Origin of the sequence: Variovorax sp. GrIS 2.14, from assembly GCF_046115955.1 — a bacterium.
Taxonomy (GTDB): Bacteria; Pseudomonadota; Gammaproteobacteria; order Burkholderiales; family Burkholderiaceae_C; genus Variovorax.
On the sequence record NZ_JBJXIA010000077.1, the window covers coordinates 1 to 2,694 of the forward strand.

General features: G+C 65.6%; 2 protein-coding genes. Both read left to right on the forward strand.

Annotated elements, in window-relative coordinates; genetic code table 11:
* Positions 1 to 190: 190 nt before the first annotated feature.
* Positions 191 to 1,717: an IS21 family transposase gene (gene istA / locus RCH10_RS27465; protein ID WP_409054825.1), complete on the forward strand. Its 1,527-nt coding sequence runs from the start codon at positions 191 to 193 to the stop codon at positions 1,715 to 1,717.
* A gap of 36 nt (positions 1,718 to 1,753) precedes the next feature.
* On the forward strand, positions 1,754 to 2,542 hold the full coding sequence (istB, locus tag RCH10_RS27470; RefSeq protein WP_409054826.1) for an IS21-like element helper ATPase IstB: 789 nt from the start codon (positions 1,754 to 1,756) through the stop codon (positions 2,540 to 2,542).
* Positions 2,543 to 2,694 lie beyond the last annotated feature (152 nt).

Here is a 2,694-nt window from a genome sequence, read left to right on the forward strand (position 1 = left end):
TGCGTATTTCGGAGGAGCGTGACCGGTGGTTTCGGCATCGTGACCGATGATTTCGGGAACGTGACCGGCAATTCCGGTGACGTGACCGAAGAGGTTTCGAGCCAGATCTGACCGGTTGCACGGTCGGTGCTGACGTTGCGTATGAACCACCCGCTGGGCATAGCCTCGCGCCCTTTGAGGGCCGCGCCTGATGCCACAGCAACGCATGGACATACGCATGATCAAGGACATACTCAGACTCAAGTACCAGGGCGGCCTGTCGCACGAGCGCATCGCCCAGAGCCTCTCGATCTCCAAGGGAGCCGTTGCCAAGTACCTCAGCCTGGCCGGCGCGGCCGGGCTCGATTGGCCGTCAACCGCTGAACTGGACGAGGCCTCGCTGGAACGTCGGTTGATGGGCGGCGGCATGGCGCTCAGCCGCGTGGTCGAGCCCAACTACGCGCACGTACACATCGAGCTGCGCCGCAAGGGCGTGACGCTCATGCTCTTGTGGGGCGAGTACCGCGCGGCCAACGAGGGTAGAAGAACCTGGGCGTACACCCAGTTCTGCGGCCACTACAAGGCCTTCGCCAGGACCCTCAAGCGCTCGATGCGCCAGCAACGTCGCGCGGGCGAGAAGCTCTTCATCGACTACGCCGGGCCGACCCTGGCGCTGGCAGATGGGACGCGGGCGCAGGTCTTCGTGGCCGCCATGGGGGCGTCGAGCTACACCTTCGCCTGCGCCACCGCCGACCAGAGCATGCGCTCCTGGCTCGGCGCGATGGCACGCGCGCTCGCGTTCTATGGCGGTGTGCCGCAGTTGATCGTGCCGGACAACCCGCGCGCACTCGTGAGCCACGCCTGTCGCTACGAGCCCAGGCTCAACGAGACCGTGCACGACTTCGCGCGCCACTACGGCGTCTCGATCCTGCCGGCGCGCCCGTACTCGCCCAAGGACAAGGCCAGCGCCGAGTCGGCGGTGCAGGTCGTGGAGCGTTGGCTGATGGCTCGGCTGCGACATACGGTGCTGGCTGATGTGCATGCCGCCGACGCGGCCCTGTGCGCATTGCTGCCTTCGCTCAACGAGCGCCGGTTCCAGAAGATCGAAGGCAGTCGCCGGAGCCTGTTCGCCTCGCTGGATGCGCCAACCCTGTCGGCCTTGCCGGCGCAACACTGGCAGTGGGCGACCTTCAAGACGGTGACCGTGCACTTTGACTACCACGTGGAGATCGAAGGCCACCGCTACAGCGTGTCGCACTCGCTGGTCGGGTTGAAGCTGGAGGCGCGCATCACCGACGCCCTGGTGGAGGTGCTGCATCGCGGTGAGCGCGTGGCGTGCCACGCACGCAATGCACACCGGGGTGGCTTCACGACGCTGGACGAGCACATGCCGGCGGCCCATCGGGCGCACAAGGAGTGGACGCCCGAGCGGCTGATCCATTGGGGCGCTGACATCGGCGTGAGCACGGGGCGCTTCGTCACGCAACTGCTGCAACGCTTCCGCCATCCCGAACATGGCTACCGCAGCTGTCTCGGGCTGCTCAGCCTGGCCAAGCGTTATGGCCCGCAGCGCGTGGAGGCGGCCTGCCTGCTGGCGCTCGAACTCGGCGCCGGGCAGTACCGCCACGTGCGCGACATCCTGGCCAATGGGCGCGACCTGATCGAGCGTCCTGCACCGGCACCCGAGTGGGTGTCCCCGGAGCACGACAACCTGCGCGGCGCTTCCTACTTCCACTGAACACTTCCACTGAACACGCACCCAAGGACTTCCACAATGATGATGAACAACACCCTCGCGCAGTTGCGTGACTTGAAGCTGGTGGGCATGGCCTCGGCGGTAGAGGAACAACTCTCGAGCAGCGCGAGCACGGGCCTGAGCTTCGAGGAACGGCTGGCACTGATGGTCGACCGCGAGGTGCACCACCGCGACGACAAGCGTCGTGCGGCGCTCATGAAGAGGGCTGGCCTGAAGTACCCGCAGGCGTGCATCGAAGACGTCGACAGCAGACCCGGCCGGGGGTTCGAGCGCAGCGCGCTGATGAGTCTGGCGCTGTCGCGCTGGATCGAGGATGGAACGGCGATCCTGGTCAGCGGCGCCACAGGCTCGGGCAAGTCGTGGCTGGCCTGTGCGCTGGCGCAGTACGCGTGCCGGCGCGGGCACTCGGCGCTGTATCTGCGGGTGCCTCGTCTGGCCGAGGATCTGCGTGTCCTGCATGGCAACGGCGGCTTCGGTCGCTGGCTGGCAGCAGTGGCGCGGACCGACGTTTTGCTGCTGGATGACTGGGGACTGGCAGCGCTGGATGGCCCGACGCGCGCCGACCTGATGGAGGTGATCGACGACCGCGCCGGATCGCGTCCGACGATCGTGACCAGCCAGTTGCCGGTGGAGCACTGGCACGCATGGATTGGCGACGCGACGATCGCTGATGCCATCCTGGACCGGTTGCTGTCGCGCAGTCACCGGTTGAATCTGAAGGGCCAGTCAATGCGCCCGGGCAAGGTGACCACTTCGAACGCCGAAGACAGATTTAAAGAAATCATCGAAGCCGACACAGCCAACTAGCTCGGCTACATGCCCTGCCAAACCTCGCCACTGGAGCAGCTTAGCAACCCTCACACCCACTCTTCCTACAATCCAATTCCACGCAACTCAGCATCGACCACTCAAACCGGTCACGTTGCCGAAATCGTCGGTCACCTTCGCCGAAATACGCA